3 protein-coding genes are annotated in these 4,241 nt (G+C 45.6%); all 3 read left to right on the forward strand.

What is annotated here, in order from left to right; all coding sequences use genetic code 11:
• Positions 1-130 precede the first annotated feature (130 nt).
• The 3 genes from LW728_RS22925 (at position 131) to LW728_RS22935 (ending at position 4,109) form a co-directional block, all read left to right on the forward strand.
• Positions 131-265: a hypothetical protein gene (locus tag LW728_RS22925; protein WP_002736350.1), complete on the forward strand. Its 135-nt coding sequence runs from the start codon at positions 131-133 to the stop codon at positions 263-265.
• A 376-nt stretch (positions 266-641) separates the two neighbouring features.
• Positions 642-2,633: a DICT sensory domain-containing protein gene (locus LW728_RS22930; protein ID WP_287666513.1), complete on the forward strand. Its 1,992-nt coding sequence runs from the start codon at positions 642-644 to the stop codon at positions 2,631-2,633.
• Positions 2,634-2,903: 270 nt separating this feature from the next.
• The gene (locus LW728_RS22935) at positions 2,904-4,109 is read left to right on the forward strand and encodes an argininosuccinate synthase (RefSeq protein ID WP_002800294.1); all 1,206 of its coding nucleotides are present in this window, start codon (positions 2,904-2,906) and stop codon (positions 4,107-4,109) included.
• Positions 4,110-4,241: the final 132 nt, after the last annotated feature.

Below are 4,241 nucleotides of genomic sequence, written 5' to 3' on the forward strand. Positions count from 1 at the left end.
TAAGAATAGGCTTTTTCCATACCTCACATTTTAGCATATATTTCGTAAATGTGCTAATATTTAACAGCAAAGCCGCCGTAAAACGGCGGGGTTTCAGACCCAAATTTTCGATGAAAAGGAGTTAAGGGCAATGTCAGACTTAAATCGTGGCATTATGAAATTCGAGGGAGCCGATAAACCGGCAGTAGTGGCGATATCGTCGATTATCGTCATCGGTAGTATTATTGCTCTGATCCTTTGGGCAATGAAAGTCGCCTACATCTAGTTAGGGTTTGCGGCAAAAAGTTTCTCGTGGGGGCAGGGTGTAGGGTGTAGGGTGTAGGGTTTTACCCATTTTCATCTGGTAAATTACCTAATTTTCAGGGAAAAAGTCCCTAAAATTTCCCCCCGATCCCTCCAATGGCGGGTACTTTTTGATTTCCCAAAAGTCTAAAAGTCTTACCCAACAAGGTTTAGATTTATTCAGCAACACCTAGTTAACTAGATTAATTTCGCTCACTTTTGGCATCACTCAGTTTAAATTTCTTGCCATCACGATCTCACCTCTTGTCCCCTTGAGCCTGTAGGATAGGGTCAAGGGAGAAATTGCTAGTTCCCTCTATCGCGCCTGCTAGTTACACCCGACTCGAAACAGATCATCGATGAGCAGATCAACTTCTGTTTTAACAGAACTGTTGCAGTTACTCCCCCAATGGCGATCGCAGATGTACTTCAAAGCATCCCTGACCGCGCTATCCCACGCCATGGAGGATCAGGTTTTAGCGGAAGACGATCAACCGTTAGTGATTGCCAGTTTTCAGCGTGAGCGCTTTTATCGTCAAGAGGCCCATCGCTATCGACGCATTGCCCACAAAAGCGGGCAAGTTTATGTTTTGTCAGCCCCAGAAACCGATTTTAAGCATAGTTCCGACATTTACGAGACGATCGCTTTTCAACCGGAGGACAGTTTAGCCCAAGAATGGCATCTAGTGGTTATCAGTCGCCATTATGCTAGTTGTTTGATCTGTCGGGAACGAACCCATCTGGTAGCCGAAGAGGAAAATAGGGCAGCTATGGATAATAATCGCCGTTTTGAGGGGATTTGGACAAGTGATCGCCATGTGAGTCAACAGGCCGCCCAAATTCTTTTAAATCATATTCTCGATTATCGTCCCGAACTGGCGGAGAAAATTAGGCGCGCTCAAGAAGAATACCTGATCTGTGAACTGACGGACAGGGATCATCAAGAGGAACCGGATCCCTTTGTCCAGCGATTGGTCACTTATTTGCAAGCGGGACAGTATAAACTGCTGAAAGCCAATCGTTCCTTGGCATCGAAAGAACACAAGGAAAGACTGATCAACTCGGTGACAGCGGCGATCCGTCGTTCCCTCGATCCGGAAGCTATCCTACAGGTGGCAGTGCAGAAATTGGGGCAGGGATTGGGAGTCTGTCGCTGCGTGGTCTATCGTTGTCATGAGGCCGACATTAACGCCACCATCGAACACGAATTTTTAAACTCCGGCATTAGTTCCATCAAAGGACAAAAATGGCCTCTGAAAAATAATCCTCTGTTTCAGGAAGTGCTGGAATTGAGAGAATCCCTGAAAATTGAAGACGCTATTCACGATCCCCGTCTTCCAGGCGATTCCATTCAAAATCTCGTGCGGGAATGTTCCATCTATTCTTGGTTATTAGTGCCGATTTTTTACCAAAGTCGTCTCTTGGGAATGTTGGAACTGCATCACTGTGGACCCTATACCACCACTTGGAAAAGCGAGGATGTCGCCCTTGTGGATGCGGTGGCCACTCAAATCGGAGTCGCCCTCATTCAAGCAGAAGCCTACGCTAATTTACAGGATTTAAATGAACAATTAGCCGCCCTCGATCGCACTCGTTCTAATTTAGTCGCCATTACCGGCCACGAATTACGCACCCCCCTCTCCACCATTCAAGTCTGTCTAGAAAGTTTGGCCTCGGAACCGGATATGCCAGCAGAAATGCGCCAAATTATGCTTGATACTGCCCTGAAAGATGCGGAACGAATGCGTAAATTAATCCAAGATTTTTTAACTCTTTCCAGGTTAGAAAGTGGCCGGGTTAATTGGAATCCCGAAGCTTTATCCCTATCGGAATGTGTGGAATTAGCCATCAGTCACGTTCACTCCCGCAATCTCGACAACGAAAACCCAAAAATTATCAATCTTGTCCCCCCTAATCTGCCCTTTGTTTTAGCCGATGGCGAGTGGTTGGTGGAATTACTCTCCAAACTTCTCGATAATGCCTGTAAGTTTACCGGTCGCGAGGGAAATGTCTCGATCGAAGTCGCTTCGGGAAAACCAAAAACTCTAGAAGTAACCATTTCTGACACTGGACGCGGGATCGAACCCAATCTTTTAGAACAGGTTTTTGATCGCTTTTACCAAGAGGAGGGGGCCCTGCGACGCAGTGCCGGGGGAACCGGTTTAGGACTGGCTATCTGTCGTCAGATCGTTAATGGTTGGGGCGGCGAAATTTGGGCAGAATCGAGGGGCAAAAATAACGGCAGTCAGTTTCATTTTACTATTCCAATATTTAAAGATAAAACTAACGATAATCCCCCAAATACCGCTCCGAAAAAATCCTCCCGTCGTCCTGCTAGTAAACGTAAATAGCGGCCAGTTGCCCGTTTAGTTTTGGCTCTTTACTCGTGATACTAAATCCAGTTATTAAAAACTGATTATGTATTCCCCCTTTTGCTTCTTGCCTCTTGCCTTTTGCCTGTCCTGATATGTAGCATATACTTAAAGGATTTAGTATGACTTCCTATGCCTTTTCTTCATCAAAAACTAAATAAAAAAGCATTAAAAAAGAAGCATCAAATACCCAAGATATATAATAAACTTAAAAGAGTAATCAATTAGTCGTTTTTAGGTGAAAAAATTATGGGACGCGCCAAGAGAGTGGTTTTAGCTTATTCCGGAGGAGTCGATACTTCCGTTTGTATTCCCTATCTCAAACAGGAATGGGGCGTAGAAGAAGTGATTACCCTAGCCGCCGATTTAGGACAGGGAGACGAGTTAGGACCGATTCAAGAAAAGGCTCTGCGCTGCGGAGCGATCGAATCCTTAGTAGTCAATGCTCAGGAAGAATTCGTCAAAGAATATGCTTTTCCCTCAATTCAAGCTAATGCTCTCTACGAAAATCGTTATCCCCTTTCTACCGCCCTGGCTCGTCCTTTAATCGCTAAATTATTAGTAGAGGCCGCCGAGAAATACGGGGCCGATGCCGTCGCTCACGGTTGCACTGGCAAAGGTAACGATCAGGTGCGTTTTGATGTGGGCATTATGGCCCTCAATCCTAGTTTAAAAGTTCTCGCTCCCGCCAGGGAATGGGGCATGAGCCGGGAAGAAACCATCGCCTACGGGGAAAAATTCGGGATTGAGTCCCCCGTGAAAAAATCTTCGCCTTTTAGTATCGATCGTAACCTGTTGGGGCGCAGTATTGAAGCCGGTCCCTTGGAAGATCCGATGACGGAACCCCCGGAAGAAATCTATTTAATGACCAAAGCGATCGCCGATACTCCCAACGAGCCGGAATACGTCGATATTGGTTTTAATCAGGGAATTCCCGTCAGTTTAAACGGAGAAAATCTCGATCCTGTCACGCTAATTAGTCAATTAAATGACCTAGTGGGTAAACACGGTGTTGGTCGTTTAGATATGATCGAAAACCGGGTAGTGGGAATTAAATCCCGAGAAATTTACGAGGCCCCGGCTTTATTAGTTTTAATTGACGCTCACCGGGACTTAGAAAGTTTGACTTTAACTGGAGATGTTACCCAATATAAACGGGGAATTGAAGAGACCTACGGACAGTTAATTTATAAAGGATTGTGGTACAGTCCCCTAAAGGAAGCGATCGATGCTTTTATCATCAAAACTCAAGAACAGGTAACGGGATCGGTGCGAGTGAAACTGTTTAAAGGTAACGCTAAAGTGGTCGGTCGTCAGTCAGTCAATTCTATCTATTCTCCCGATTTAGCTACCTACGGAGCCGAGGATCAATTTGATCATAAAGCGGCCGAAGGTTTCATCTATGTTTGGGGATTACCCAGCAAAGTTTGGGCCGAAAAAACTAGAGGGAAGTAATCAACAATCCTCCCCTAAGTAGGGGCTGCTGAAAAAGTTTTTCGTGGGGGCAGGGTGTGGGGTGTGGGGTGTGGGGTGTGGGGTTTTACCCATTTTCAGGTGGTCAATTACCTAATTTTCAGGGAAAAAATC

This window comes from Microcystis sp. 49638_E5 (assembly GCF_021300285.1).
GTDB lineage: Bacteria > Cyanobacteriota > Cyanobacteriia > Cyanobacteriales > Microcystaceae > Microcystis > Microcystis aeruginosa_C.

What these genes read in the sequence shown, in the direction of transcription:
- LW728_RS22935 (WP_002800294.1), top strand. Translation starts at nt 2,904, where the DNA reads ATGGGACGCGCCAAGAGAGTGGTTTTAGCTTATTCCGGAGGAGTCGAT.
- LW728_RS22930 (WP_287666513.1), top strand. Translation starts at nt 642, where the DNA reads ATGAGCAGATCAACTTCTGTTTTAACAGAACTGTTGCAGTTACTCCCC.
- LW728_RS22925 (WP_002736350.1), top strand. Translation starts at nt 131, where the DNA reads ATGTCAGACTTAAATCGTGGCATTATGAAATTCGAGGGAGCCGATAAA.